The 25,817-nt window shown below is 66.3% G+C and carries 24 protein-coding genes; 13 read left to right on the forward strand and 11 right to left on the reverse strand.

Annotated features, from left to right (window positions below):
• Window positions 1-18 precede the first annotated feature (18 nt).
• Genes N6H05_RS16850 through N6H05_RS16860 form a run of 3 tightly spaced genes read right to left on the reverse strand, consistent with a single transcriptional unit; the run spans window position 19 to window position 2,851 of the window.
• Window positions 19-1,425 (reverse strand): M20/M25/M40 family metallo-hydrolase, encoded by a 1,407-nt coding sequence (locus N6H05_RS16850; RefSeq protein ID WP_284110703.1) that lies wholly within the window; start codon window positions 1,423-1,425, stop codon window positions 19-21.
• On the reverse strand, window positions 1,422-1,613 hold the full coding sequence (locus N6H05_RS16855; RefSeq protein ID WP_004212347.1) for a ferredoxin: 192 nt from the start codon (window positions 1,611-1,613) through the stop codon (window positions 1,422-1,424). Before N6H05_RS16855 ends, N6H05_RS16850 begins: the two co-directional genes overlap by 4 nt.
• Window positions 1,610-2,851: a cytochrome P450 gene (locus tag N6H05_RS16860; RefSeq protein ID WP_284110705.1), complete on the reverse strand. Its 1,242-nt coding sequence runs from the start codon at window positions 2,849-2,851 to the stop codon at window positions 1,610-1,612. The genes N6H05_RS16855 and N6H05_RS16860 overlap by 4 nt, the downstream gene beginning before the upstream one ends.
• Before the next feature lie 371 nt (window positions 2,852-3,222).
• On the opposite strand from N6H05_RS16860, the gene N6H05_RS16865 reads away from it, so the two are divergent.
• The 7 genes from N6H05_RS16865 to N6H05_RS16895 are packed head-to-tail and all read left to right on the forward strand — an operon-like array spanning window position 3,223 to window position 11,066.
• On the forward strand, window positions 3,223-4,404 hold the full coding sequence (locus tag N6H05_RS16865; protein WP_284110706.1) for an acyl-CoA dehydrogenase family protein: 1,182 nt from the start codon (window positions 3,223-3,225) through the stop codon (window positions 4,402-4,404).
• 46 nt (window positions 4,405-4,450) lie between these two features.
• A complete protein-coding gene (locus N6H05_RS16870) occupies window positions 4,451-5,602 on the forward strand; it encodes an acyl-CoA dehydrogenase family protein (protein WP_284110707.1) in 1,152 nt (383 codons plus the stop codon).
• Between the two features lie 7 nt (window positions 5,603-5,609).
• A complete protein-coding gene (locus N6H05_RS16875; RefSeq protein ID WP_284110708.1) occupies window positions 5,610-6,629 on the forward strand; it encodes an NADP-dependent oxidoreductase in 1,020 nt (339 codons plus the stop codon).
• Window positions 6,630-6,640: 11 nt separating this feature from the next.
• Window positions 6,641-7,849 (forward strand): CoA transferase, encoded by a 1,209-nt coding sequence (locus N6H05_RS16880; protein WP_284110710.1) that lies wholly within the window; start codon window positions 6,641-6,643, stop codon window positions 7,847-7,849.
• Window positions 7,846-8,670 (forward strand): HTD2 family dehydratase, encoded by an 825-nt coding sequence (locus N6H05_RS16885; protein ID WP_284110711.1) that lies wholly within the window; start codon window positions 7,846-7,848, stop codon window positions 8,668-8,670. Before N6H05_RS16880 ends, N6H05_RS16885 begins: the two co-directional genes overlap by 4 nt.
• Before the next feature lie 13 nt (window positions 8,671-8,683).
• Window positions 8,684-9,838 (forward strand): acyl-CoA dehydrogenase family protein, encoded by a 1,155-nt coding sequence (locus N6H05_RS16890; RefSeq protein WP_284110712.1) that lies wholly within the window; start codon window positions 8,684-8,686, stop codon window positions 9,836-9,838.
• Between the two features lie 28 nt (window positions 9,839-9,866).
• The gene (locus N6H05_RS16895) at window positions 9,867-11,066 is read left to right on the forward strand and encodes an acetyl-CoA C-acetyltransferase (protein WP_284110714.1); all 1,200 of its coding nucleotides are present in this window, start codon (window positions 9,867-9,869) and stop codon (window positions 11,064-11,066) included.
• Between the two features lie 68 nt (window positions 11,067-11,134).
• Here N6H05_RS16895 and N6H05_RS16900 read toward each other — a convergent pair whose 3' ends face one another.
• On the reverse strand, window positions 11,135-12,031 hold the full coding sequence (locus tag N6H05_RS16900) for a DMT family transporter (protein WP_284110715.1): 897 nt from the start codon (window positions 12,029-12,031) through the stop codon (window positions 11,135-11,137).
• A 107-nt stretch (window positions 12,032-12,138) separates the two neighbouring features.
• On the opposite strand from N6H05_RS16900, the gene N6H05_RS16905 reads away from it, so the two are divergent.
• The 5 genes from N6H05_RS16905 to N6H05_RS16925 all read left to right on the forward strand — a co-directional run bounded on the left by N6H05_RS16905 (window position 12,139) and on the right by N6H05_RS16925 (window position 17,257).
• A complete protein-coding gene (locus tag N6H05_RS16905) occupies window positions 12,139-12,525 on the forward strand; it encodes a c-type cytochrome (protein WP_284110717.1) in 387 nt (128 codons plus the stop codon).
• A 141-nt stretch (window positions 12,526-12,666) separates the two neighbouring features.
• Entirely contained in the window at window positions 12,667-13,920 is a 1,254-nt protein-coding gene (locus N6H05_RS16910) for a CaiB/BaiF CoA transferase family protein (protein WP_284110718.1), read from the forward strand.
• Entirely contained in the window at window positions 13,917-14,699 is a 783-nt protein-coding gene (locus tag N6H05_RS16915; protein ID WP_004212325.1) for an SDR family NAD(P)-dependent oxidoreductase, read from the forward strand. The genes N6H05_RS16910 and N6H05_RS16915 overlap by 4 nt, the downstream gene beginning before the upstream one ends.
• Before the next feature lie 12 nt (window positions 14,700-14,711).
• Entirely contained in the window at window positions 14,712-15,578 is an 867-nt protein-coding gene (locus N6H05_RS16920; protein ID WP_284110721.1) for an enoyl-CoA hydratase, read from the forward strand.
• On the forward strand, window positions 15,575-17,257 hold the full coding sequence (locus N6H05_RS16925) for an acyl-CoA dehydrogenase family protein (RefSeq protein WP_284110722.1): 1,683 nt from the start codon (window positions 15,575-15,577) through the stop codon (window positions 17,255-17,257). The genes N6H05_RS16920 and N6H05_RS16925 overlap by 4 nt, the downstream gene beginning before the upstream one ends.
• A gap of 46 nt (window positions 17,258-17,303) precedes the next feature.
• Here N6H05_RS16925 and N6H05_RS16930 read toward each other — a convergent pair whose 3' ends face one another.
• From N6H05_RS16930 to N6H05_RS16960, 7 genes are all read right to left on the reverse strand, one after another.
• Window positions 17,304-18,476: an acetyl-CoA C-acetyltransferase gene (locus tag N6H05_RS16930; RefSeq protein WP_284110724.1), complete on the reverse strand. Its 1,173-nt coding sequence runs from the start codon at window positions 18,474-18,476 to the stop codon at window positions 17,304-17,306.
• Between the two features lie 72 nt (window positions 18,477-18,548).
• A complete protein-coding gene (gene cofC, locus N6H05_RS16935; protein WP_284110725.1) occupies window positions 18,549-19,127 on the reverse strand; it encodes a 2-phospho-L-lactate guanylyltransferase in 579 nt (192 codons plus the stop codon).
• Window positions 19,124-20,065 (reverse strand): 2-phospho-L-lactate transferase, encoded by a 942-nt coding sequence (gene cofD / locus N6H05_RS16940; protein WP_284110733.1) that lies wholly within the window; start codon window positions 20,063-20,065, stop codon window positions 19,124-19,126. Before cofD ends, cofC begins: the two co-directional genes overlap by 4 nt.
• Complete coding sequence (gene cofE / locus N6H05_RS16945; RefSeq protein ID WP_284110734.1) at window positions 20,062-20,784, reverse strand: coenzyme F420-0:L-glutamate ligase; 723 nt, start codon at window positions 20,782-20,784, stop codon at window positions 20,062-20,064. The genes cofD and cofE overlap by 4 nt, the downstream gene beginning before the upstream one ends.
• A gap of 60 nt (window positions 20,785-20,844) precedes the next feature.
• Window positions 20,845-21,510, reverse strand: a complete 666-nt coding sequence (npdG, locus tag N6H05_RS16950; protein WP_284110735.1) for an NADPH-dependent F420 reductase — start codon at window positions 21,508-21,510, stop codon at window positions 20,845-20,847.
• Window positions 21,500-23,920: a 5-amino-6-(D-ribitylamino)uracil--L-tyrosine 4-hydroxyphenyl transferase CofH gene (cofH, locus tag N6H05_RS16955; RefSeq protein WP_284110737.1), complete on the reverse strand. Its 2,421-nt coding sequence runs from the start codon at window positions 23,918-23,920 to the stop codon at window positions 21,500-21,502. The genes npdG and cofH overlap by 11 nt, the downstream gene beginning before the upstream one ends.
• 51 nt (window positions 23,921-23,971) lie before the next feature.
• The gene (locus N6H05_RS16960; protein WP_284110738.1) at window positions 23,972-24,691 is read right to left on the reverse strand and encodes a TetR/AcrR family transcriptional regulator; all 720 of its coding nucleotides are present in this window, start codon (window positions 24,689-24,691) and stop codon (window positions 23,972-23,974) included.
• Window positions 24,692-24,786: 95 nt separating this feature from the next.
• Between N6H05_RS16960 and N6H05_RS16965 the strand changes: the two genes are divergently transcribed.
• A complete protein-coding gene (locus N6H05_RS16965; RefSeq protein WP_284110740.1) occupies window positions 24,787-25,809 on the forward strand; it encodes a phosphotransferase family protein in 1,023 nt (340 codons plus the stop codon).
• Window positions 25,810-25,817 lie beyond the last annotated feature (8 nt).

A 25,817-nucleotide genomic window follows, 5' to 3' on the forward strand; every position in this document is an offset into this window, starting at 1 on the left:
TAAAAATCGAGGGGCCGGTCAGCGCCCCTCGGCATAGGCGCGGATCAGCGCATAGAGATAGTCGCGTCCATCATAGACGCTCTTCACCCGGATGCGCTCGTCCACGCCATGGGCGCCATTGCCGTCGGGATCGAGGAAGATGCCCGGCACGCCATAGGTCGGGATGCCTGCCGCGCTCAGATAGCGGCCATCGGTGCCGGCGGTCAGCAGATTGGGCACCACCGGAATGCCGGGGAAATGCCGCTGCGCCAGCTTTTCGGCCGGCCCCATAATCTGCGGATCGAGCGGCGGCGGCACGGCCGGCGCACCCTTGTCGCCCTTACGCGTCAGGGCGATCCCGGACGACAGCGCCGCGCGCAGCCGCGCCTCGACATCCTCCACCTTGTCGCCGGGAAACAGGCGGCACTGGATCGTCGCCTTCGCCCGCTGCGGCAGGGCATTTTCGGCATGGCCCGCCTCCACCTGCGTCGCGACACAGGTGGTGCGCAGCATCGCATTATAGGTGACGTCACCCGTTACCGTCGCGATCGTCGCGGCATCGTCCTGCCCCTGCCCCAGCCGTTCCATCGCCTGCCCCATCGCGCCGCCGACGATCGGTCCCATGCGGGTAAAATAGCCGCGATTGGTCGGATTGAGCTGGATCGGGAATGACAGCCGCCGCACCGCCTCCAACGCATCGGCCAGGTCATAGATCGCATTGTCGGGACGCGGCCGGCTGCTATGGCCACCGCTGTTGCGCGCCTCGATCGTGAAGCTCTGCGCATATTTCTCGCCCACCGCCAGATAGAGGGCAATCGGCCGGCCATCCTTGTCGCTGATGCCATAGCCGCCCTCGTTCAGCGCAAAGCCGGCCTGCACCGCATCGCGCCGGTTGCGCAGCAGCCAGTCGACGCCGTTCACCGCCTCGCCACTTTCCTCGCCGCAGGTCAGCGCCACCTTGATCGTGCGCCGGGGACGAAAGCCGGCCGCCTGCATCCGGATCAGGCTGTCGATCCAAATCGCCGACAACGCCTTGTCGTCGATCACCCCGCGCCCGATGAAATAGCCATTCTCCTCGGTCAGGCGGAACGGATCGCGCGGCCAATCCTCGCGCCGGGCGGCGACCACATCGATATGATCGACCAGCAGCATCGGCGCGGCGCGCGGATCGCTCCCCTCGATCCGGGCGATCAGGCCGCCATCCTTGTCATGCCCCTGCGGCACGAAAACCTCGGCGCGGTCCGGCCCGAACCCAGCCTTGCGCAGCCGATCGAGCATCCGGCCCGCCGCCACGGTGCAACTGCCCGTCGGCGCGCTGGTGTCGGTCTCCACCAGTTCGCGATAGATATCGCGAAAGGCGATCTGGTCGGGGCGCAGCTCCGCCGCCATCGCCGGGCCGGATGCCAGCGCGACAAGGCCGCCAAGGGCCAGCAGGGATTGCTTCATTTCTGGATGTCGAGCGCGCGTTCCGGGCAGGATTTGGCGCCCATCCAGGCCAGCCTTTCCTGCTCTTCCGGCACGTCGATGTCGCCGGGCATGATATAGCCCTCGTCATCCAGTTCGAAGATGTCGGGCGCCATCGCCCAGCAGCGGGCATGGCCCTGGCATTTCTCGCGATGCACGATGATCTTCATGCTGCATCCTCCTGCGACCAGTCGAGGATGAGGTTTTCGATCCCGAATACGTGGCCGCCATAGGTGACCGGCGCGGTGCCGGACTTGATGCGGAAGGTCGGGATGCTTTTCAGCCATTCCTCCAGCCCCACCACGATCTCGCGCCGCGCCAGATGCGACCCCAAGCAGCGATGCGGGCCATAGGCAAAGGCGGTGTGGCGATTATCCTCGCGGGCGAGGTCGATGCGCGCGGGATCGGCAAATTCCAGCGGATCGCGGTTGGCGATCATCGTCGCGCAGGACACATAATCGCCCTTGCGGATCGGTGCGCCCTCGAAATCCACGTCCTTCGTCGCGACCCGGATCATCTGCACCGTCGGATAGGCGCGCAGCAATTCCTCCGCCGCCAGCACGATCCGCTTGGGATCGTCGCGCAGCCATTGCTGGTCCGCCTGATGCCGTGCCAGATAGTTGAGGTCAAAGCCGATCGCGGCCGCCACCGTGTCCAGCCCGGCGATGAACAGCAGCACGCCCGTGCCCCTGATCTCCATGTCGGTCAGCGGCCGGTCGTCGATCCGCGACTGCACCAGGAAGGACATGAAATCATCGACCGGCTGCCGACGCCGATCGGCCGACAACTCGTCGATGAAGGCAACGATGGTGCGCGCCGCCGCCGGCCGTTTCACATTGTCGCCATGCAGCAGGTCATTGGCCCAGCCGACAAATTCGTCGAGCCGATCGTCCGACAGGCCCAGGAAGCGCAGGAAGATATTGACCGCGAAGGGGAAGGCGAAATCGGTCATCACGTCGCAACTGGTGCCGGACGCGGCGATCCGGTCGATCAGCACGCTCGCCCTTTCGCGCACCGCCGTCTCCAGTGCCATCACCCGCTTGGGCGACAGCAGCGGGTTGAGCAGCGAACGGAACTTGCCATGTTCGGGCGGGTCCAGCTCCAGCGGGATCATCGGCCAGCTTTCGCCCAGCGCCGAGGCAAAGATGCTGCGGTGGCTGGAGAAGGTTTCGGGATCCTGCAACACCCGCCGCTGGTCCTGCGCGCGGGTGATGACCCATGTGCCCTTGCCGTCGCGGGTATTGACCGGCGAATAGAAGATGCGCGGCCCATCATGCACCACCGCGCTCGCCGCCTGCGGATCGCCATTGGGGGTCGGCTCCAGCCCCGGCGAGTTGAACAGGCTGAAATTGCCGATCATGTCGGGCGGCACATGCGCCGGGATCGGACGGGCGGCCATGGTTTCCATACTACGCTCTCCTGCAGCGGTAGCCAGTTCTCGCGCCATGACGGACCGGCCTTATCAATTTTGCATTATGGTATAGTTTATGGGCACGCCGCCGGCTGTCAATCCGACAATCGTCGTTACGATATTTTCCCGCGCACAGCGCACGGGCGCCGCCGCATTTCCACGCTTTTCCGCCACATTGCGCAAAATTCGCGATTTCCGCTGCGGATGAAAATTATCCTTGAGTGCAAAATATATCTAGCCACCTGTGCAATATTGACCTAAGGAATCGGACATGGATCGCAAGCGGCCATCCGAAAGCCGCGAGCAGCCCGACGGGTAACACCCCGAACGGCACGCTCGCCTTTCGAGCAGAACAGGGATGTGAGTGGATGGCGGAAATGGAGCCCATCGATAGAGAAGAATTCCGGCAGGAGGCGCGCGCCTGGCTGAAGGCGAATTTTCCGCCGGCGCTGACCAATGTGCCCGGCCTCCTATTCCAGGGCGACGCCCATGCTGCTGCCGCCAATGCCGACTATCAGCTCTGGCGCCAGCGGATGACCGACAAGGGCTGGGGCGTGCCGACCTGGGCGCCGCGCTATGGCGGCGCCGGCCTCACCGAAGCGCATGGCAAGATCATCGGCGAGGAACTGGCCGCGATCTGCGGTTTCAACCCGATCCGCAGCTATGGCACGATGATGCTTGGCCCCACGCTGCTGGAATATGGCGACGAAGCGCAGAAGCTGGAACATCTGCCCTTTATCGCCAGCCATGAGCGGCGCTGGTGCCAGGGCTTTTCCGAACCCGGCGCAGGATCGGACCTGGCCGCGCTCCAGACCAAATGCATCGACATGGGCGATCACTGGCTGGTCAGCGGGCAGAAGATCTGGACATCGGGCGCCGACCAGGCCGACTGGTGCTTCGTCCTCGTCCGCACCGATACAGAGCGCAAGCAGGGCGGCATCAGCTTCCTGCTGGTCGACATGCAATCCGAAGGGATCGAGGCGCGACCGATCGTCCTGATCAGCGGATCGACCCATTTTTGCGAGGTCTTCTTCAACGATGTGAAGGTGCCCAAGGGCAATCTGGTGGGCGAGGTCAACCAGGGCTGGACCATCGCCAAGCGGCTGCTGCAGTTCGAACGCAACAGCCTGTCGGAGGTGAAGGCCGATATCACCCCCCTCGCCCCGCTGGCCCATGACTATCTGGGCACGGACGCACTCGGGCGGATCGACAGCCCGGACCTGCGCGCCCGGCTGGTGCGCAATGCGATGCGGCATGAAGCCTATATGGCGACGGTCCGCCGGCTCGCCGCCGAAGGGAAGAATGGCGGCCCCAGCCATGGCGTGTCGGCGCTCAAGAATTTGTGGTCCGGCATCATCCAGGAACGGGCCGAGCTGCTGGTCGAGATCATGGGCGCCGATGGCCTGGGCTGGGCCGGCGATCCCTATGGCGCGGCCGAGAAGGAGGCGACGCGCGCCTGGCTGCACAGCAAGGCCTTCTCCATCTACGGCGGCAGCTACGAGGTGCAGAATAATATCACCGCCAAGCGCACGCTGGGCCTGCCGGGCTGAGCATGGGCGAGGACGAGAGAAAAGACAGGATGCGGGAGGACGCGCCGTGGCGGTGCTGAACGAAGAACAGACGATGCTGAAGGACATGGCGTCGCAATGGGTGCGCGACCGCCTGCCCGTGACCGCGCTGCGTGGCCTCTATGACCATGGCGGCGGCGGCCGCAGCGGATCGGATGGCTATGATGCCGACGCCTGGGCCGAAATGGCGCAGATGGGCTGGTGCGGCATCATCGTGCCGGAAGCCTATGGCGGCGCCGATTTCGGCTATCTGAGCCTTGGCCTGGTGATCGAGGAACTGGGACGCACCCTGGCCGCCTCGCCGCTCATCAGCTCCGCGCTGGTCGCTGCGTCTGCGCTGCGCCTCGCGGGCACGCAGGATCAGCAGGCCCGCTGGCTGCCCGGCATCGCCGACGGCTCGCTGATCGGCACGCTCGCGCTCGACGAAGGGCCGCATCATGCGCCCGAGCGCACCGCGCTGGCAGCCACAGCGTCGGGCGATGGCTGGACATTGTCGGGCACGAAACGCCCGGTGCAGGACGGCATGATCGCCAATCTCGCCATCGTCGCCGCGCGCACCAGCGGCGCGCCGGGCGATCGCGATGGCCTGACCCTGTTCCTGGTGCCGACCGACAGCGCCGGGCTGGAGCGGCAGGCGCTCGACCAGGTCGATGCCCGTCGCCCGGCCCTCTACCGCTTCGATAGTGTCAACATCGCCGTCAACGACATGCTCGGCGAAGTCGGCAAGGCCGCCGACCTGATCGACGCGATCCGCGACCGGGCGGCGATCGGCATGGCCGCCGAAATGCTGGGCAGCGCGACCCAGGCGTTCGACATCACGCTCGATTATCTCAAGACCCGCGTCCAGTTCGGCGCGATCATCGGCTCCTTCCAGGCGCTCCAGCACCGGGCGGCCGAACTGTTCGGCGAATTGCAACTGACGCGATCGGCGGTCGAAACCGCGCTGGCGGCGATCGACGCCGATGATCCGGCGCTCCCCGCCCTCGCCTCGCTTGCCAAGGCGACCGCCGGCGAGACGCTGCACCGCATTTCCTCGCAGATGGTGCAGCTCCATGGCGGCATCGGCATGACCCATGAACATGATGCCGGCCTTTATCTCAAGCGGGCCCGCGTCGCCGAGCAATGCCATGGCAGCACCGCCTGGCACCGCGAGCGCTGGGCGCGGCTCAATGGCTATTGAAGGGCCGATGACCATGCCATCGCGCGAAATACAGCTGAAGCGCCGCCCGGTCGGCGCCCCGGTGGCGGAGGATTTCGCCACCGTCGAACAGGCTTTGCCCCCACCCGGCCCCGGCGAGGTCCAGGTCCGCAATCTCTGGATGGCGGTCGATCCGGCGATGCGCGGGCGGATGAGCGACGCCAAAAGCTATGTTCCGCCCTTCGCCCTCGACGCGGCGATGGAAGGACCGGCGATCGGCGAAGTGATCGCCTCCAACGATCCGGCCTTCGCGCCCGGCGACCTGGTCTTTTCCCGGCTTGGCTGGCGTGAGGCGTTCAACGCCCCCGGCAGCGCGCTCCAGCATCGCGATCGCCAGGCACTGCCGCCCCAGGCCTATCTCTGCTTCGCCGGCATGACCGGCCTCACCGCCTATGCCGGCCTCATCCGCATTGCGGAGTTACAGCCGGGCGATACCGTCTTTGTGTCGGCCGCGTCCGGCGCGGTCGGATCGATCGCCTGCCAGATCGCCCGCAACATGGGGTGCAAGGTGATCGGATCGGCCGGCGGCCCGGACAAGACCGCCTTCCTGCGCGATGTGCTCAAGGTCGACGCCGCAATCGATTACAAGGCGGAGCCGAACCTGACCAAGGCCCTCGCCCGCGAAGTCAAGGCGATCGGCGCCAGCGGCATCGATGTCTATTTCGACAATGTCGGCGGCGATCATCTGCAGGCGGCGCTGTCGCTCGCCAATGATTTCGCGCGCTTCGCCATCTGCGGCATGATCTCGCAATATAATGTCACCGACGCGCCGACCGTGCCGCGCAACCTCACCATGCTGATGACCAAGCGCATCCGCATGCAAGGCTATATCGCGCTCGACCATATGGATCTGGAGGCGGAGATGCTGGCGCGCATGACCGCCTGGAACCGGGCCGGCCAGATGGCCTCGGCCGAAACCGTCTATGACGGCATCGACAAGGCGCTCGACGCCTTCTGGGGCCTGTTCTCGGGCGCCAATATCGGTCGCACCATGGTCAGGCTGGGCTAGGGGGAATATCCATGTACGACATGCTCAAGGGCCTGCGCGTGGTCGAAGGCGCCGCCTTCATCGCCGGCCCGTCCTGCGGCCTGCACCTGGCGCAGATGGGGGCGGAGGTGATCCGTTTCGACGCGATCGGTGGCGGCCCCGACTATCGTCGCTGGCCGGTAGCACCGTCCGGCGCCAGCCTCTATTGGGAGGGGCTCAACAAGGGCAAGAAATCGATCGCAATCGATCTGGGCCGACCCGAAGGGCGCGAACTGGCGGTCGCCATCGCCACCGCACCGGGCGATAATGCCGGCCTGTTCCTCACCAATTATCCGGTCAAGGGTTTCCTCAGCCATGAGGCGCTGGCCGCGCGTCGTGCCGACATCATCAGCGTCCGGGTGATGGGCTGGGCCGACGGGTCACCGGCGGTCGATTACACCATCAACGCCGCCGCCGGCGTGCCGATGATGACCGGCCCGGCCGACGATGACCGTCCGGTCAACCATGTCCTGCCGGCCTGGGATCTGCTGGGCGGTGCCTATGCCGCCTTCGCCATGACGTCCGCCCTGCTGCGTCGGCGCGCGACCGGCCAGGGCGCGGAAATCCGCGTCCCCCTGTCGGACCTCGCCGCCTCCACCCTGTCGCATCTCGGCTCCGTGGCCGAAGTCCTGTCGGCCGGCGACCGGCCGCGCATGGGCAATGACCTGTTCGGCGCCTTTGGCCGGGATTTCCTGACCGCCGACGGTAAAAGGCTGATCGTCGTCGCCATCACCCCGCGCCAATGGACCGGCCTCCTCAAGACGCTGGACCTTGGCGACGCGATCGCCGCGATCGAGGGCGAAACGGGTGCCAATTTCGCCAGGGATGAAGGTGCCCGTTTCACCCATCGCGCCCGGCTCTTCCCACTTTTCGAAGCTGCCCTCGCCGCCCGCAGCAGCGATGCCCTGAAACCCGCCTTCGACGCAGGCGGCGTCACCTGGGGCGAATATCAGTCGCTGCACCAGGCCGTGACGCAAGACGAACGGCTGTTCACCGCCAATCCCCTGTTCGAGACGATCGCCCATCCCAGCGGCCTCACCTACCCGACGTCCGGCCCGGCCGGCACGCTGGCCGGCGAGGCGCGCAGCGCCGTCGGCACGGCCCCGCGCCTTGGCGAGCATAGCGACCAGATATTGAGCGAGCTGCTGGGGCTCGATAGCGGCGCGATCGGCCGCCTCCACGACGAAGGACTGGTCGCATGACCCTTTCCCCATCCGATATTGACCATTGGCAGACATGGGTCGGCAGGACCGAGAGCCGGACCGAAATGCTCGACCGGGAAGCACTGCGCCGCTTCGCCGCCGCCATCGGTGAGCCGCTCGATGTCGAGGCGGTCCAGCCCTCGCTGGCCCATTGGGCCTTCTTCCTGCCGGTGGCCGCCGCCGACCAGATCGGCCCGGACGGCCATCCCAAACGCGGCGGCTTCATGCCGCCGATCAGCCTGCCCCGCCGCATGTTCGCCGCCGCCGAGATGCAGTTCCACGCACCCCTGATGCTCGACTGGGAAGCGACCCGCACCTCGACCGTGCTGGACATCGCCCACAAGAGCGGCCGCAGTGGCGAGCTTGTCCTCGTGAAGGTCGGCCACAGCATCGTCCAGGCCGATCGCGAACGGGTGAGCGAAGTGCAGACCATCGTCTATCGCGACACCGGCGCACCCACGCCCGCGATTGTCCCCGCCGCCTTTGATAGCGCCCCCCATGATGTGAACTGGGCGCCAGACAGCGTCGACCTGTTCCGCTTCTCGGCCGTCACCTTCAACAGCCATCGCATCCATTATGACCTGCCCTATGCGACCGGCGAGGAGGGCTATCCCGGCCTGGTGATCCACGGCCCCTTCACTGCCACCCGACTGTTCGGTCACGCCCGGCGCGGCGGCCGCAGCCCGACCCGTTTCGCCTTCCGCGCGGTCGCGCCGGTCTTCGCCGGCCAGCCCATATTGCTGCGCGAGGATGAAGCCGGCCGCTGCCGTGCGATCCGCTGCGACGGCAGCGACGCGATGGTCGCCGACATCGGATATTGAGAGGAGATTTTTCATGGACGCCGAGACGTTCGACCTGTTCCGCACCACCGTCCGCCGCTTCGTCAGCGAAAAGCTGATCCCGGCCGAGGACGCCGTCGAGGAAGCGGATGCCGTTCCCGAGAGCATCATCCAGCAGATGCGCGACATGGGCCTGTTCGGCCTGTCCGTGCCGGAAGAATTTGGCGGCATCGGCTGCACCATGGCGGAGGAAGCGGCGATCATCCGCGAGATCACCCGCGCGTCGGTCGTCTTCCGCTCGGTCATCGGCACCACCGTCGGCATCGGCAGCCAGGGTATCGTCATGGACGGGACCGAGGAACAGAAGCGCGAATGGCTGCCCAAATTCGCCACCGGTGAAGCGATCGCCAGCTTCGGCCTGACCGAGCCGGAGGCCGGGTCCGACGCCGGTTCGCTGCGCACCGTCGCCATCCGCGACGGCGACACTTACCGCATCACCGGCACCAAGCGCTATATCACCAATGCCCCGCGCGCCAGCGTCTTCACCCTGATGGCCCGGACCGAACCGGACGTGAAGGGCGCGGCCGGCATCTCCGCCTTCATTCTGCCGGCAAACACGCCCGGCATCAGCTTCGGCAAGCCGGACGAGAAAATGGGGCAGAAGGGATCGATCACCACCGACGTGATCCTGGACGATGTCGTCGTGCCGGCCGCCAACATCATCGGCGGCGTACCCGGTCGCGGCTTCAAGACTGCGATGAAGGTGCTGGATCGCGGCCGCATCCATATCGCCGCCGTCGCGCTCGGCATGTGCCAGCGGCTGATCGATATGGCGCTGCAATATGCGATGGAGCGCAAGCAGTTCGGCCAGCGCATCGCCGATTTCCAGCTGGTCCAGGCGATGCTTGCCGACATGAAGGTCGACATGCTGACGACCGAAGCGCTGATGCAGTCGGTCGCCGCCAAGTTCGACGCCGGCGAGCCGGTCAGCCTGGAATGCGCCGCGCTCAAATATTACGCTTCCGAAGCCGTCGGCCGGATCGCCGACCGCGCCGTCCAGATCTATGGCGGCGCCGGCTATATGGCCGAGTATAAGGTCGAGCGCTTCTATCGCGATGTCCGGCTGCTGCGCATCTATGAAGGCACCAGCCAGATCCAGCAGACCATCATCGCCAAGCAGATGATCCGCCAGGCCGAAGCGGCCGCCTGATCCTCCCCATTCCCGCAAAGGACATCGCATGCGCAGAGCCGCCATCGTCGCCCCCATCCGCACCGCCGTCGGCAAATATGGCGGTTCTCTGAAATCCTTCAGCGCCGGCGATCTGGGCGCGGTCATCATCAAGGCGCTGATGGAGCGCACCAAAATCGATCCCGAACGGGTCGACGATGTCGTCTTCTCCCAGGGCTATGGCAATGGCGAGGCGCCCTGCATCGGCCGCTGGTCGGCGCTGGCGGCGGGTCTGCCTGAAAGCATTCCCGGCGTGCAGCTCGACCGGCGCTGTGGTTCGGGGCTTCAGGCGGTGATCGACGCGGCCATGCGGATCCAGACCGGCGCCGCCGACATCGTCGTCGCCGGCGGGGTCGAGAGCATGTCCAATGTCGAATATTATTCGATGGACCATCGCTGGGGTGCCCGATCGGGATCCACCCAGTTCCACGACCGCCTGACCCGTGGCCGCGTCATGTCGCAACCGATCGCCCGCTATGGCATCATCAGCGGCATGATCGAGACGGCGAACAATCTCGCCAAGGATTATGACATCAGCCGCGAGGCCTGCGACGAATATGCCGCGATGAGCCATCAGCGCGCCGCCGCGGCCTGGGCCGCCGGCAAGTTCGACGACGAACTGGTCCCGGTTGCCGTGCCGCAGCGCAAGGGCGATCCGCTGATCTTCGCCATGGATGAGGGCATTCGTGCCGACGCCACGCCGGAATCGCTCGCCCTGTTAAAGCCGATCGAGAAAGACGGCGTGGTCACCGCCGGCAATGCCAGCCAGCAGAATGATGCCGCCGCCGCCTGTTTGGTGGTCGCGGAGGACAAGCTGGAAGAACTGGGCCTTGAACCCATGGCCTGGTTGCACAGCTGGGCGGCGGCGGGCTGCGATCCCTCGCGCATGGGCATTGGTCCGGTGCCGGCGGTCGAAAAGCTGTTCGTCCGCAATGGCCTTGGCTGGAACGACATCGACCTGGTCGAACTCAACGAAGCCTTTGCGCCGCAGGTTCTGGCCTGCCTCAAGGGCTGGAACTGGGACGATCGCGACAAGCTCAACGTCAATGGATCGGGCATTTCGCTCGGCCATCCGATCGGCGCGACCGGCGGACGCATCCTCGCCAATCTGCTGCGCGAACTGCAGCGGCGCGACGGCCGCTATGGCTTGGAAACCATGTGCATTGGCGGCGGTCAGGGCCTGGCCGCCATCTTCGAACGGGCGGTCTGACCGCCGCCCTTCGGAAGCCCCCTGGGCCGGCGTCGAGGCATGCGACGCCGGCCCATTTTTTTTGATGGTCAGTCGACCGGCCTACGATCGGGCGAGAAGGCGATGATCGTCACGCCCAGCAGCGCCACACTCCCGCCCGCAATCATGCCGACCGTGATCGGCGTGCCGAAATAGAGCGAGGCAAAGACCGTCGACATCACCGGCGATGCCAGCATCAGCGGCATGATGGTCGAGATCGGATAGCGCTGCAGCAGCCAGGCGAGCGTCCCCTGTCCCAGCACCGTCGCGCCCAGGCAGGAAAAGGCGAACCAGCCGGTCGGCACCCAGCCGACATGGGCCAGCCCCGCGATCGCCGGCCGCTCGAAAATCAGGGCAAAGGGCGCCAGCACCGCCGCGCCCATCAGGCCGTTCCACGCCTGGCCGTTCATCACGCTCACCCCGACCAGCTTGCGCTGCACCAGGGTCGCGCCGCCCCACACCATCGCCGCGCTGGCCATCACCAGCACGGCGGGCACCTCCGCCAATATATGCGGGTCGAACACCAGCGCCACGACCCCGGCAAAGGCCAGCAGCACGCCGACGATCTTGCGCCGGTTGAGCCGCTCGCCCAGCAGCAGCGCGCCGAGCAACAGCGAGAAGGGCACGCTCAATTGCCCCGCGATCGCCAGCGCCCCGACATTGGTCGCCATGAACAGGGCCAGGTTCAGCAGCAGCAGGAACAGCCCGCCATTGAGGAAACCATAAAGCATCAGCCAGCTCGTCCGCCCCGGCAGCGGACGCAGCGCCGGCGCACAGATCAGGAAGACCGTCCCCATCCGCAGCGCCACCGACAATAGCGGCGCGGTCGCATCCACCACCACTTTCATCGCGATCACGTTGAGCGCGAACATGATGTTCACCAGCAACGCCAGCGCCATTCCGCCCGGGCCGAACCGATGGTTCGCCATGGGTTCGCCATCGGCCATTTCCGCATCCTTCCTGCTTCAACCGCCGTTCAGACTCAGACGGCTATTGGTTTATTTATGCACACTGGTATAACTTTTAGCCAGAGAAGAAGGGAAGAGGATTGAGGATGTCGATGAAGCATGTTTCGCGCGTGATGATGCTCGCTATGGCGGTCGCCGCCACCGGCCCGGCGCTGGCCCAGGCTGGCGATGCGACCAAGGGCAAGGCGGTTTTCGCCCGCTGCGCCGTCTGCCACTCGGTCGATCCGGGCGTGAAGAAGCTTGGCCCCTCGCTCTCGGGCGTGTTCGGGCGCACGTCGGGCACCGTCCCCGGCTTCACCTATTCCCCGGCGATGCAGAAGGCCAAGATCCGCTGGGATGCCAAGTCGCTCGACGGCTTCCTTGCTAAGCCCAGCGCAGCCGTGCCCGGCAGCCGCATGGTCTTTGCCGGCCTGCCCAACCCGGCCGATCGCGCCAACCTGCTCGCCTATCTCGCCGGCGCTACCAAGAAATAGCACCAAAAGTATCCCATAGTGCAATAATTCTTGCCCTCCATTCCTGCACCCGCTATCAGAATCATCAACCGATGCAGCAGATAGACGGGGACAGGAGCGGATGGCGATGACAGCGGTCATGACGGACAAGGCGGGCAGCCGATGAGCGGCCACGCGCTTGAAGGGATCAAGGTTCTCGATCTGTCGCGCGTGCTCGCGGGTCCATGGTCGACCCAGATACTCGCCGACTTCGGTGCCGACGTCATTAAGATCGAACTGCCCGGCCATGGCGACGATACCCGCGCCTGGGGTCCGCCCTTCCTGACCGGCGCCGATGGCCAGCCGGAAATCGGCACCAGCGCCTATTATCTCTCCTGCAACCGCAACAAACGCTCCGCCGCGATCAATCTGGCGACGCCGCAGGGCGCCGATCTGATCCGTCGGCTGGCTGCGGAAGCCGACATATTGGTCGAGAATTTCAAGGTCGGGGGCCTCAGCAAATACGGTCTCGACTATGCCAGCCTGAAGGCGATCAACCCGCGCCTCGTCTATTGCTCGATCACCGGCTTCGGCCAGACCGGCCCCTATGCCGACCGGGGCGGCTATGATTTCGTCGCCCAGGGCATGGGCGGCTTCATGAGCATCACCGGCGAAGAGGATGGTGGCCCGCTGCGCGCTGGCGTCGCCATGGCCGACCTGTCGACCGGCATGTTCGCCACCGTCTCCATCCTTGCTGCCCTGCGCCATGCCGAACGCACTGGCGAAGGGCAACAGATCGACGTGTCGCTGCTCGATACCCAGATCGCGATGCTCGCCAATCAGGGGATGAACTGGCTGGTCGGCGGCATCGTGCCGGGACGCCTGGGCAATCGCCATCCCACCGTCGTCCCCTACAAGACGTTCGAGGTCGCCGACGGCATGATGATCATCGCGATCGGCAATGACCGCCAGTTCCGCGCCTTCTGCACGGAAATGGGCCATGCGGAACTAGGCACCGATCCGCTCTACGCGACCAGCGCCCAGCGCCTCATCAACCGCGACGCGATCGAGGCGAAGGTGCAGGAAATCGTCCGCACCTTCGCCCGCGACGACCTGATGGCGCGCTTCGTCGCCGCGGGCGTCCCCGCCGGCCCGGTCAACAGCATTCAGGACGTATTCGAGGATCCGTTCATCGACGCCCGCCAGACCGTCCATCGCTATCGCCGGGAAGAGGATGGGGTCGAGATCCCGACCGTCGCCTATCCCGGCAAGCTGTCGGCGACGCCGGCCGATTATCGTCACTGCCCGCCGCGCGTGGGCGAACATAGCCGCGAAATATTGGGGGAATGGCTCGGCCTCGACGACGGCGCGCTCGACGCGCTGACGAGCGACGGCGCGATCGCCCAGCGCCCCGTGAAGGAGAGGACACAGGCATGAAGATCGACCAGGGGGTAGCCGCCATCGTCACCGGCGGGGCATCGGGTCTGGGTGAGGCGACGGCCCGCGCCATCGCGGCGCAGGGCGCCAAGGTCGCGCTGTTCGATTTCAACGAGGAAACCGGGACAAAGGTCGCGGCGGACATCGGCGGCACCTTCTGCAAGGTTGATGTCACCGACGAGGCCTCGGTCGATGCCGGCTTTGCCAAGGCGCGCGCCGCCCATGGCCAGGAGCGTATCCTGGTCAATTGCGCCGGCACCGGCAATGTCATCAAGACCGCCAGCCGCGACCGCGAGACCGGCGAGATCAAGGCCTTCCCGACCGACCAGTTCGAACGGATCATCCAGATCAACCTGATCGGCACCTTCCGCTGCTGCGCCAAGTCGGCCGCCGGCATGCTGAGCCTCGATCCGCTGGAGGACAAGGCGCGCGGCGTCATCATCAACACCTCCAGCGCGGCGGCGGTCGACGGCCAGATCGGCCAGGCGGCCTATTCCGCGTCGAAGGGCGGCATCGTCAGCCTGACCCTGCCGATGGCGCGTGACCTGATGGGCGAAGGCATCCGCGTCAACGCGATCCTGCCCGGTATCTTCGACACGCCGCTGATGGCGCGGGCCAGCGACAAGGTGCGCGATGCGCTGTCGGCCACCGTTCCCTTCCCCAAGCGTTTCGGCAAGCCCGAGGAGTTTGCCGCGATGGCGCTGGCGATGATCGAGAATGACTATTGGAACGGCGAATATGTGCGGCTCGACGGTGGCCTGCGCATGCCGCCGCGCTGAGGGAGAAGGACGATGTCCGAAGAAGCGCAGCCCGAATTCGTGACCTATAATGTGGTGGACGGCGTCGCCTGGGTGATGCTGAACCGCCCCCAATATGGCAATGCCCAGAATTACCGGCTGCTCGGCCAGCTCGACGACGCCTTCAAGCGCGCGGTCGAGGATGACGAGGTCAAGGTGATCGTGCTCGGTGGCGAGGGCAAGCATTTCTCGGCCGGCCATGACATCGGCACGCCGGACAAGGACAGTCACATGCCGCGCACGCGCACCAGCATGTGGTGGGACCATCTGAACAAGGGCGGCGCCGAACGCCAATATGTGTTGGAACAGGACGGCTATCTGGGCCTGTGCCGGCGCTGGGCCGACATCCCCAAGCCGATGATCGCCATGGTGCAGGGCGCCTGCATCGCCGGCGGGCTGATGCTGGCCTGGGTCTGCGACCTCATCATCGCATCGGAAGACGCCTTCTTCCAGGATCCGGTGCAGCGCATGGCCCAGCCGGGGGTCGAATATTTCGCCCATGCCTTCGAACTGCCGACCCGCGTCGCACGCGAACTGCTGCTGCTCGGCCGCCGCATGCCGGCCCAGCGCGCCTATAATTTCGGCATGGTGAACGAGATTTTCCCGCGCGAGACGCTGCGCGAGGAAGTGGCCAAGATCGCCGCCGAAATCGCCCAGCATGAACGGTTCGGCCTGGCGCTGACCAAGCAGGCGTTCAATTTCGTCGAGGATGCACGCGGCAAGCGGCAGGTGATGGATAGCGTGTTCCACATGCATCATCTCGCCCATGCCCATAATCAGCTGATGACCGGCAATCTGGTCGGCGGACTGGATGCCAAGGCAATGGCATCGGCCAACAAGAAGCAGGCGGGGGAAGGATGAGCGCGGCCATGGAGATGGACAAGAATATCCTGGTCCTGCCCGATCTGCCGGCCTTGCTGTCGAGCGCAGCCGATGCCGCGCACGCCTTCGTCGCCGCCGCCCGCCCGCATGTGAAGGGGCGGATCAGCAATGACGGCGGAAAGGTCGATCGCGTCCTCGCCGATGTCGAGCAACATGTCGTCCACGGCTTTGGCTGGTTCGCCGCCTATGCCGAAATGCTGCGCGAAGTCGCCAGTTGGGCCGCCAGTCTCGACACGCAGGGCAGCTTTGGCGAGATCGAGGCACTGCTCGCCCAGTTGCTCTTCGCCGAATATGGCGCGCAGATGCTGGGCGGCATCCCGATGAACCAGGGCGAGGTGATCCGCCCCACCGACCTTAGCGACGATCTGTCCGCGCTCGACGCACCGGCCCTGCGCACCCTCATCCGCAGCGGCGGCGGCCAGGCGGTGAAGAGCGCGATTGCCGGCCATCTGGTCGATGCGCGCGGCCGGGCGACGCTGGAAAATTGCGGCCTCGACGAGATGTTCGACATGGTGCGCGACCAGTTCTTCGCTCTGTCGAACGAGAAGGTCGCGCCCTTTGCCCATGAATGGCATCTCAAGGATGAACTCATCCCGTTGCCGCTGGTCCAGGAACTGGGCGAGATGGGCGTGTTCGGCATGACCATTCCGGAAGAATTTGGCGGGCTTGGCATGGGCAAGACCGCGATGTGCGTGGTGTCGGAAGAATTATCGCGCGGCTGGATCGGCGTCGGCAGTCTCGCCACCCGGTCGGAAATCGCAGCAGAACTGATCCTGACCGGCGGCACCGCCGAGCAGAAGGCCCATTGGCTGCCGCAAATCGCCAATGCCGCGATCCTGCCCACCGCCGTCTTTACCGAGCCAGACACCGGTTCCGACCTTGGCGCGCTGCGCACCCGCGCGACGCTCGCCGACGGCGAATATCGGGTCAGCGGCAACAAGACCTGGATCACCCATGCGGCCCGCGCCGATGTGATGACCCTGCTGGTCCGCACCGATCCCGACACCCGCAATTACAGCGGCCTGTCGATGCTGATCGCGCCCAAGCAGCGCGGCACCGTCTACGCTCCCTTCCCCACGCCCGGCATGAGCGGCGGCGAGATCGAGGTGATCGGCTATCGCGGCATGAAGGAATATGAGATCGGCTTCGACGATTTCCGCGTGCCCGCCGCCAATCTGCTCGGCGGGGTCGAGGGCCAGGGCTTCAAGCAGTTGATGGCGACCTTCGAAAGCGCCCGTATCCAGACCGCCGCCCGCGCCATCGGCGTCGCCCAAGCGGCGCTCGACATCGGCCTGTCCTATGCGCTCGACCGCAAGCAGTTCGGCCGGCCGATCTTCGACTTCCCCCGCGTCGCCAACAAGCTGGCGATGATGGCGGCGGAGATCATGGGCGCGCGTCAGCTCACCTATTTCGCCGCCCGGCGCAAGGATGAGGACAAGCGCTGCGATCTGGAAGCGGGCATGGCCAAGCTGATCGGCGCGCGGGTCGCCTGGGCGGCGGCCGACAATGCGCTGCAGATCCATGGCGGCAACGGCTTCGCCACCGAATATCAGGTCAGCCGCCTGCTGGCCGACGCGCGCATCCTCAACATTTTCGAGGGCGCCGGCGAAATCCAGGCCCAGGTCATCGCCCGCCGCCTGCTCGACGAAGGTAATTGAAGGATCGGCCCTTCCCCGCCATCGGGGAAGGGCCGATCCATTCCCCTCAGAGCCGTTCCACGATCGTCACATTGGCCATGCCGCCGGCCTCGCACATGGTCTGGAGGCCATAGCGCGCGCCACGGTCATGCAGCGCGCTGACCAGCGTCGCCATCAGCTTGGCGCCCGATCCGCCCAGCGGATGGCCCAGCGAAATCGCCCCGCCATGCACGTTGAGCCGCGCCGGATCGGCGCCCAGCGCCTTGGCCCAGGCCAGCGGCACCGGCGCGAACGCCTCGTTCACTTCATACAGATCGATCTCGCCCAGCGTCAGGCCTGCCCGCGCCAGCGCCCGCTCGGTCGCCGGGATCGGCGCCTCCAGCATGATCACCGGATCATGACCCAGCACGGTCATTTCATGCACCCGCGCCAGCGGCGTCAGGCCATGGGTCTTGAGGCCCCGCTCATTGACGATCAGCAGCGCCGCGGCGCCATCGCAGATCTGGCTGGCATTGGCGGCCGAAATCACCCCGCCCTCGGTCAACAGCTTGACGCTGGCAATCTTCTCCAGGCTGGCGTCGAAGCGAATGCCCTCATCCACCTTGTGGACCAGCTTTTCGCCCTCGGCGGTCTCGACCTCCAGCGGCACGATCTCCGCATCGAACTTGCCGGCCTGCGTCGCCGCCGCCGCGCGATGATGGCTCTCCAGCGCATAGGCGTCGAGCGCGGCACGGTCGAAGCCATATTTGCGGGCCATCATCTCGGCCCCGCCAAACTGGCTGAACGGCGTGTCGGGATAGCGCGCCTCGATCCCCGGACTGCGATAGGTGCCGAACCCATGCTTGGCCGCCAGCGTCCAGGGCAGCCCCATCGGCACGCGCGTCATGCTCTCGACACCGGCGGCGATCACCACATCCTGCACGCCCGCCATCACCGTCGCGGCGGCGAAATGCAGCGCCTGTTGCGACGATCCGCACTGGCGGTCGACATGGGTGCCGGGCACGGATTCGGGCAGGCCGCTGGCCAGCACGGCGTTGCGGGCGATGTTCGCGCCCTGCTCGCCGCCGGGACAGGCGCAGCCCATGATGACATCCTCGATCGCGGCCGGGTCGATCCCGCTGCGGCCCACCAGTCCCGCCAGCACGCGCCCGGCCAGATCCGCAGGATGCACCCCCGCCAGCCTGCCGCCCCGCTTGCCACCGGCGCTGCGCGCCACGGCCGCAATATATGCCTCCGCCATCCGACTCCTCCAATTATATACCTAGATGCAATTTTATTGCCTTACCCCGCCCGTTCGGCAGGGCCAAGGCAATTATGCACCAACGGAAAATATTTGGAGATGCTCGGGCAGGTCGACATCGTCGGCGAGACCGGGCCGCCGGAGGATCGACACGCGATATCCAGCCCGTTCCGCTTCGCCCACATGCGCGGCACAGCTACCCGGCCCGAAACGCAGCGGGATGACGCCGGGCCGCTTCAGCAGCAGCGCGTTCGTTCCCTGCCCCTCACGATCGGTGGCGATCACCACATCGGCGGGTTCCTGCACCATCGCGCGCAGGTCCGCAGCCGCCAGCATCGGCAGGTCCGCGCTCAGGATCAGCACCGGGCGATCGACCGGCAACGCCTGCATCGCCACCATCAGCGCCGGCACATGGCCCGGCTCCCGCTCGGCCAGGACAGTCGCGCCCCGCTCGGTCGCGAAACCGCGCACCTCCGGGCAGGCGCTGACGACATAGGTGATTGCATCCAGCCCAGCATCGCGCGCGACCGCCAGCACATGCCCCAATAATTGCCGGCACAGCGCCGCCCGATCCCGTGGCCCCAGCACCTGCGACAACCGGCTCTTGCCCTGCGCGAAGCTCTTGGCAGGGATCAGGATCGACAGGGTCACGGGGCCTCGCGCCGCAAGGCGACCGCAAAATCGATCATCTGAGCGGCCAGTGCCCGCTGCTGATCGACATTGCGCATCAATATGTCGGCACTGCGCACCGCCAGCCCGCCGTCGGACCAGCCCTGCGCGTCGGCCACGTCCACCATCAGCCCGTCGATCAGCCCGTCATAATGGCGGGCGACCGTCGCGGGGGTCGTCGGCAGGCCCAGTTCGGTCATGATCTTGGCCGCCGGTCCCTTGACCGCCTGTCCCGCGATGAAGGGCGACAGCGCCACGCACGGCACGCGCCGCGCCACCAGCCTATCGCGCACACCCGGCACCGCCAAAATCGGGTCGATCGACAGGATCGGGTTGGACGGGCAGAGGATGATCGCCTCCAGCGCGGGATCATCCAGCGCCGCCACCAGCCCAGCACTCGGCCGCGCCGCTGCTGCGCCGTCGAACCGGATCGATTTGAAGCGCGGCCCGCATTGATGGCGCACGAAATAATCCTGGAAGGCCATTTCGCCCTGGTCGGTGTCGATCATCGACCGGACCGGATCGTCGCTCATCGGCACGATCGCCGGCCCGATGCCCAGCCGCGCGACGATGTCCGCCGTGGCCGAAGACAGCGTGCCCTCGCGCAGCAAGGCGGTGCGCAGCACATGGGTCGCCAGATCCCGATCGCCCAGGTTGAACCAGCTTTCGCCGCCCAGCCGCCGTGTCGCGTCCATGAAGGCCCAGCTTTCATCGGCCACGCCCCAGCCGCGCACGCTATCGTTCATGCCGGCGAGCGCGTAGGTGACGCTGTCGATGTCGGGCGAGATATGCAGGCCCATATGGACGAAATCATCGCCGGTGTTGACGGCAATGGTCAGTGCGCCGGGCGGCACGACGCCGGCCAGGCCATTGGCCAGCTTGGCGCCGCCGACGCCCCCGGCCAGGGCCAACACGCTCATGGAAACAGGTCCATCGCCGGTTCGCGGATCAGTTCGGCCGCGCTACCCTCATTGCAGCCCCGCGCAACGCCCCGCGCCACCACGATCGGCCGGCCTTCCCCGGCCTGCCCCATGATCAGCGAGGCGGCGGCCGCCACCTCGTCGGCCAGGCCCAGTTCGCTGGTCTGCAACGGCCGACCATGCAGATCCGGCTCACCGCGGAGATCGAGCAGGCCGCTCATGCCGGCGACGCCGATCGCCACGCCGCAAGTGCCCTTGCGCCAGGCCCGGCCCAGGCTGTCGATGATGACCACCGCAATATCTACGCCCAGTGCATCACGCACCGCCTGCCGCAGCGCCGCAGCGCTGCCATCGGGATCGAGCGGCAGCAGCAGCGCGACACCATCCCCATCCTGCGCGATATTGGACTGGTCGATCCCGGCATTGGCCAGCACCAGACCCAGCCGATGGCGCACGATCAGCACGCCCGGCCGGACCCGCATCAGCTTCTCGCTCTCCGACAGGATCAGTTCGACCAGCCGGGGATCCTTGTGGCATTGCGCTGCCAGATCGATCGCCTCGTCCGAGGGCGACACGCTGGCCAGCGGCACCGCGCGTCCCTCCGCCTTGGATATGATCTTCTGCGCCAGCACGACGATGTCGCCATCCTGCAGCGACAGACCATTGGCATGGCAGGCCGACAGCAGCATGGCCGACAGATCGTCGCCCGGCGCAACCATGGGAACCCCGTTCAGGGCCGATAATGTGACGGCGGCCGGTGCGACTATCATAGATGCAGCTTACACTCCGGTGATGCGAATACCCGATCCGGGCACCTTGTACCGCCGATTGAGCGCAATCAAGACCGACGTAAGTCCTTCTGCGACAACCGAATTGCACAGCGGTCCGGCATTCCAGGCGCGCAGGCCGATTTCCTGCGCCAGCTCGACCACCTGGTCCGCCGCCTCGCTGTCGTCGGCACAGACCAGCACGTCGCACTCGATCTCTTCGTCCAGCTTGGTCAAATGATGCGCGCTGATATTCTGGAAGGCAGAGACGACGCGGACCCCCTCGCCCAGCATCTTCTGCACCGCCTCGACCGCCGATCCGCCATCGGGCAACTGCACCCGGCTGACCTTGGGCGGCACCAGCGGCACGGTCACGTCGATCAATATCTTGCCGGCCAGCGCGTCGGCGACATCCTTCACCGTCGATTGCTGCGCAGCATAGGGCACGGCCAGCACGATGATGTCGGCCTGCGCTGCGGCATCGGGATTGGCGGCGCCGACGACCGAACTGCCGCCCAGCGTCGCGTTCATCGTATCAGCCGCTTCCTGCGCTCGCTCGGCGGTGCGGCTGCCGATGATGACCTTGTGTCCCTTGTGCGCCCAGCGCAGCGCCAGGCCGCCACCTTCCTTGCCGGTCCCGCCAAGCACGGCGATCGTCGCCAAAGCCTCATTCTGCATATTCAAACCTCTCCTGGTTCGTATCGGCCTCGCGCCGCCGCTTGCGCGGGGGCGTCAGGACCATGGGTGTCAGTTCCGCCGCGGTCATTCCGCGTGCATGAATATCTTCGCTCACGCCGCCATAGGCGGTGCTGCGCTGCCGGGGCGTGCGGTCGATCGACCGGATCAGCGCCTCCATCGCCGCGGGTGGCATTTCCTGGCCATGCTGGGTGCCTGCCGCGCGCGAGATGCTCTCGTTCATCAGCGTGCCGCCCAAGTCATTGGCGCCGCCCTCCAGGCAGGCCTTCACCCCTTCCGGCCCCAGCTTGACCCAGCTGGTCTGGATCGACCGGATATGCGGGTGCAGCGCCAGCCGCGCGACCGCATGCATCAGCCGCACCTCGCGGAAGGTCGGGCCATGGCGCGACTGGCCGCGCACGCCCATCGGCGCCTCCATATGGACGAAGGGCAAGGGCACAAATTCGGTGAAGCCACCGGTCCGCCGCTGCAGGTCGCGGATGCGGATCAGGTGCCTTGCCCAGTGGCGCGGCGTATCGACATGGCCGAACATGATCGTCGCAGTGGTGGTGAAGCCGACGCGATGCGCGGTCTCGATCACCTCCAGCCATTGCGCCGTGTCCAGCTTGTCCGGGCAGATGATCGCCCGCACCTCGTCATCCAATATCTCGGCCGCCGTGCCGGGCAGCGTGTCGAGGCCCACCGCCTTCAGCCGGCGCAGGAAATCCTCGACCGGCAGGCCCAGCGTCGCCGCCCCCTGCCACACTTCCAGCGGGGAAAAGGCGTGGATGTGCATCTCGGGCACCGCCGCCTTCACCGCGCGGGCCAGGTTCAGATAGGTGTCGCCGGTATAATGGGGGTGGATGCCACCCTGCAGGCAGACTTCGGTGCCGCCCCGTTCCCACGCCTCGCGGGTGCGGCGCACCACTTCCTCCAGGTCCAGGTCATAGGGCTTGCCGCGCAGCGCCTCTGCCTTGTCGCCCTTGGAAAAGGCGCAGAAGCTGCATTTATAGGCGCAGATATTGGTGTAGTTGATGTTGCGGTTGACGACATAGCTGATCGTGTCGCCCATTTCCCGCATCCGCAGCGCGTCCGCGCTGGCGCAGACATGCTCCAGGTCGCTCTCGCGCGCGGTGAACAGCGCCTCGATCTCATCCTCTTCCAGCAGCGCCCCGGCCATCGCCCTGTCAACGATTGCCGCGATCGCGGGATCGACCGGCAGTGCCGACGGCCGCATGATGCGCGGCTCCAGCGCGATACCCGGCGACCAGCTATCCTCGCGCGCAAAGCCCATCGCATCGGCATGGGCCAGCACATGGCTGACCATCGCATGGTCCTGCCAGCGGTCATTGTCCTGCGCATAGGCGGGATAGACGGGCAGCCGCGCCACCAGCATCCGCCCTTCGCCCTCGGTCGCCGCGCGCAGCCGCTCGACCGCCGGCCAGGGCGCTTCCGGATTCACATGGTCGGGCGTCACCGGCGACACCCCGCCCCAATCATTGATCCCCGCCGCCATCAGCCGCGGGAAGTCCGCCGCCGACAGGTTGGGTGGCGCCTGGATATTCATTTCCGGACCCAGGATCAGCCGCGCCACCGCGATCGTCCACAGCAGATCGTCCATGTCCGGCTCGGGCGCATCGGCCATCACCGTGCGTTCCTTGGCGCGGAAATTCTGGACGATCACTTCCTGGATATGGCCATAGCCATCCTGCAGGTCGCGGATCGCCTCCAGCGCCTCGATCCGTTCCTCGCGCGTCTCGCCGATGCCGATCAGGATGCCGGTGGTGAAAGGGATGGCCAGTTCGCCCGCCAGCCGGATCGTCTCCAGCCGTGCCGCCGGCTCCTTGTCGGGCGAGCGATAATGGGCGCCGCCCTTGCGGCACAGCCGGTCGGACACCGACTCCAGCATCAGCCCCTGCGACACTGACACCCGGCGCAGACCGGCCATTTCCTCGCGGGTCATGACCCCGGCATTGATGTGCGGCAGCAGCCCGGTCTCGTCGCGCACCAGCGCCGCCAGTTCCGCCAGATAGGACAGGGTGCTGTCATGGCCCAGCCGCGCCAGTTCCTCGCGCGCAGCGGCGAAGCGCAGTTCCGGCTTGTCGCCCAGCGTGAACAGCGCTTCAGTGCAGCCCGCCGCCTTGCCGGCGCGTGCCACCGCCAGTACGTCCTCGCGCGTCATATAGGCGTTCTCGCCCGGCCGCGGCGGCTGCGAGAAGGTGCAATAATGGCAGAGATTGCGGCATAGCTGGGTCAGCGGGATGAAGATCTTGCGCGACCAGCTCTGCACCCGGCCATGGCCTTCGTCGCGCAGCGCCGCCGCCTGCGCCATCAGTTCGGCCAGCGGCATCGCCAGCAGCTCTGCCGTGCGCGCGTGCTCCGCTTCGCCGATCCTTTCCGTAACTGCCATCATCCCGCTCCGCTTGTTTCGTCTTCTATGTTCTGATTGTGATTGCGCCCCGGTTCAACCGACAGGGCCGGGTCGATCCGCAATAGCGCCGTCGCGTTGCCCCAATTGCCTGAGCATCGCTGCCGGCAGGTCCGCCGGCGCCTCCAGCAACGCCACCAGTGTCTGCAGGAAATGCTCGACGCTCGCCTCGCTGCCCCACATCGGATGCGCGCGGCTTTCGTCGGCCAGCGCGCGCTGCCGCGCCGACAGCACGGCGCTTAGGTAAGCCCCCATGAACACGAATCGCTGGTTCTGCAACGCCACCGGCAGGTCCGCCATCATGCCCCGCAGATGATCGAGGCATCGGCCATAGGCGTTGTTCCAGGCCGGATCGATCGCATCCAGCATCATGTCGCGATGGGTCATGGCAAAGATGACGATGAACTGGACATAATGGCTGTCGGGCAGCGCCAGCACCGGCCGCACCAATATCTCCACCACCTCACGGATCGTGCGCGGCCCACCCTGCGCCTCCAGCCCGTCGAGCGCCGCATTACGCTCCCGGTCCAGCGCCATCGCCCCGTCCATCACCAGCGCCCGGACCAGCGCCTCCTTCGATCCGAAATAATAGCTGACGGCACCGTGATTCTTCTGCCCCGCCGCCGCCGCAATCTCGCGCACGGTCACGCCATCGACGCCCTTTTCGGCGAACAGGCGCAACGCCACCTGCTTGATCTGCTCGGCAGCGGATCCGCGGGTGGCATCTTCGGCCTTGGCAAGTTGAAGTCTGACCATGAGTGCAATTTCTCATTGCAATGATGGTTCGTCAAGTGCATTATCCAATTGACCTAATCGACGGCTAACAGTCGAAAAAAGCGAGGGATGCCTAAGTGGAATCAGCGGTCGACATCGAGTCGCTGGCGACGTGGATGACGGATCAGGGCCTTGGCTCCGGTCCGATCGACAACGTGACGCCGCTTGCCGGGGGGACGCAGAATATCCTGCTGCGCCTGACCCGCGACGGCCGCGACTATATCTTCCGCCGCCCGCCGGCGCACCCCCGCCCCAACAGCAATGAAACCATGCGGCGTGAGGCGCGGCTGCTGCGGGCGATCGCCGGCACCAATGTTCCCCATCCCGCGCTGATCGCCGATTGCGGCGACGAAAGCGTGCTGGGCGTCGCCTTCTACCTGATGGAGCCGGTCGATGGCTTCAATCCGGTCGGCCAGCTGCCCATGCCCCATGCCGGGTCGCCCGCGATGCGCCACGCCATGGGCCTCGCCCTGGTTGACGGCATCGCCGCATTGGGCGCGCTCGATCATCAGGCGCTGGGCCTCGCCGATTTCGGCCGGCCCGACAATTTCCTCGGCCGCCAGGTCGATCGCTGGCGCAGCCAGCTTGCCGGCTATGGCGAATTTGCCGACTGGACCGGGCCGCAGGCGCTCCCCAGCGTCGACGCCATCGCCGCCTGGCTGGAACGGCACCGCCCGGCCGATTTTACCCCCGGCATCATGCATGGCGACTATCATCTCGCCAATGTCATGTACTGCCCCGACAGCGGCGATCTTGCCGCGATCATCGACTGGGAACTGGCAACGATCGGCGATCCGCTGCTGGACCTGGGCTGGGTGCTGGCCACCTGGCCCGACGGCAGCGGCGCCAGCACCGTGTCGGTCACGCCATGGGAGGGTTTCCCGACGCCCGCTGAGCTGGTCGCACGCTATGGCGCCGGCTCCGCGCGCGATCTGTCAGCGGTCGACTGGTATCATGTCCTCGCCTGCTACAAGCTCGGCATCCTGCTGGAGGGCACCCATGCCCGCGCCTGTGCCGGCAAGGCGCCACGCGACACCGGCGACCGGCTCCACAGCCGCGCCATCCACCTTTTCGACCGCGCCCAGGCGCTGATCCGCTGACATGCAGG

Source organism: Sphingobium sp. WTD-1 (genome assembly GCF_030128825.1).
Lineage (GTDB): Bacteria > Pseudomonadota > Alphaproteobacteria > Sphingomonadales > Sphingomonadaceae > Sphingobium.

What these genes read in the sequence shown, in the direction of transcription:
- N6H05_RS16850 (WP_284110703.1), bottom strand. Translation starts at nt 1,425, where the DNA reads ATGAAGCAATCCCTGCTGGCCCTTGGCGGCCTTGTCGCGCTGGCATCC.
- N6H05_RS16855 (WP_004212347.1), bottom strand. Translation starts at nt 1,613, where the DNA reads ATGAAGATCATCGTGCATCGCGAGAAATGCCAGGGCCATGCCCGCTGC.
- N6H05_RS16860 (WP_284110705.1), bottom strand. Translation starts at nt 2,851, where the DNA reads ATGGAAACCATGGCCGCCCGTCCGATCCCGGCGCATGTGCCGCCCGAC.
- N6H05_RS16865 (WP_284110706.1), top strand. Translation starts at nt 3,223, where the DNA reads ATGGCGGAAATGGAGCCCATCGATAGAGAAGAATTCCGGCAGGAGGCG.
- N6H05_RS16875 (WP_284110708.1), top strand. Translation starts at nt 5,610, where the DNA reads ATGACCATGCCATCGCGCGAAATACAGCTGAAGCGCCGCCCGGTCGGC.
- N6H05_RS16880 (WP_284110710.1), top strand. Translation starts at nt 6,641, where the DNA reads ATGTACGACATGCTCAAGGGCCTGCGCGTGGTCGAAGGCGCCGCCTTC.
- N6H05_RS16885 (WP_284110711.1), top strand. Translation starts at nt 7,846, where the DNA reads ATGACCCTTTCCCCATCCGATATTGACCATTGGCAGACATGGGTCGGC.
- N6H05_RS16890 (WP_284110712.1), top strand. Translation starts at nt 8,684, where the DNA reads ATGGACGCCGAGACGTTCGACCTGTTCCGCACCACCGTCCGCCGCTTC.
- N6H05_RS16895 (WP_284110714.1), top strand. Translation starts at nt 9,867, where the DNA reads ATGCGCAGAGCCGCCATCGTCGCCCCCATCCGCACCGCCGTCGGCAAA.
- N6H05_RS16900 (WP_284110715.1), bottom strand. Translation starts at nt 12,031, where the DNA reads ATGGCCGATGGCGAACCCATGGCGAACCATCGGTTCGGCCCGGGCGGA.
- N6H05_RS16905 (WP_284110717.1), top strand. Translation starts at nt 12,139, where the DNA reads ATGTCGATGAAGCATGTTTCGCGCGTGATGATGCTCGCTATGGCGGTC.
- N6H05_RS16910 (WP_284110718.1), top strand. Translation starts at nt 12,667, where the DNA reads ATGAGCGGCCACGCGCTTGAAGGGATCAAGGTTCTCGATCTGTCGCGC.
- N6H05_RS16915 (WP_004212325.1), top strand. Translation starts at nt 13,917, where the DNA reads ATGAAGATCGACCAGGGGGTAGCCGCCATCGTCACCGGCGGGGCATCG.
- N6H05_RS16920 (WP_284110721.1), top strand. Translation starts at nt 14,712, where the DNA reads ATGTCCGAAGAAGCGCAGCCCGAATTCGTGACCTATAATGTGGTGGAC.
- N6H05_RS16925 (WP_284110722.1), top strand. Translation starts at nt 15,575, where the DNA reads ATGAGCGCGGCCATGGAGATGGACAAGAATATCCTGGTCCTGCCCGAT.
- N6H05_RS16930 (WP_284110724.1), bottom strand. Translation starts at nt 18,476, where the DNA reads ATGGCGGAGGCATATATTGCGGCCGTGGCGCGCAGCGCCGGTGGCAAG.
- cofD (WP_284110733.1), bottom strand. Translation starts at nt 20,065, where the DNA reads ATGAGCGTGTTGGCCCTGGCCGGGGGCGTCGGCGGCGCCAAGCTGGCC.
- cofE (WP_284110734.1), bottom strand. Translation starts at nt 20,784, where the DNA reads ATGGTTGCGCCGGGCGACGATCTGTCGGCCATGCTGCTGTCGGCCTGC.
- npdG (WP_284110735.1), bottom strand. Translation starts at nt 21,510, where the DNA reads ATGCAGAATGAGGCTTTGGCGACGATCGCCGTGCTTGGCGGGACCGGC.
- cofH (WP_284110737.1), bottom strand. Translation starts at nt 23,920, where the DNA reads ATGATGGCAGTTACGGAAAGGATCGGCGAAGCGGAGCACGCGCGCACG.
- N6H05_RS16960 (WP_284110738.1), bottom strand. Translation starts at nt 24,691, where the DNA reads ATGGTCAGACTTCAACTTGCCAAGGCCGAAGATGCCACCCGCGGATCC.